The sequence below is a fragment of the Treponema sp. R6D11 genome, from assembly GCF_054786075.1.
In genome coordinates this window covers 1-436 of record NZ_BDHD01000953.1, presented here as the reverse complement: position 1 = coordinate 436, position 436 = coordinate 1, and the positions used below count along the sequence as shown (strand labels likewise).

The window sequence follows — 436 nt, the reverse complement described above, 5'->3', positions numbered from 1 at the left end:
CTGATCAATTAATTCAACATCAAAACCGCGCAACCTTACGCGAATTCCTTCCTTAGCCATTGTTCCTCCTGACCACCTGACCACTTAACTTGACCACTTTATCTATTCACCTAACTAAAAAAATTTAGTCAAGTTAAGTGGTCAGGTGGTCAGGTAAACCTACTTTCTTTTTACTCTATTATTTCCACAACCTGACCGGAAGCGACTGTCTTGCCGCCTTCGCGGATAGCGAAGCGAAGACCTTTTTCCATGGCGATGGGGTGAATCAATTCACCGATAATTTCGGCGTTATCGCCGGGCATTACCATTTCCTTGCCTTCGGGAAGTTTTACAGTACCTGTAATGTCGGTTGTGCGGGAATAGAACTGCGGTCTTGAACCTGGAAAGAACGGGCGATGGCGTGCGCCTTCATCTTTGGAAAGACAATAAATTTGAC

The 436-nt window shown here is 45.2% G+C and carries 1 protein-coding gene; it reads right to left on the bottom strand.

Annotated features, from left to right (window positions below; translation table 11 throughout):
• Positions 1 to 170: 170 nt before the first annotated feature.
• On the bottom strand, positions 171 to 436 hold a 266-nt coding region (locus ACYVTD_RS16965; protein WP_461248820.1), incomplete at its 5' end, for an EF-Tu C-terminal domain-related protein.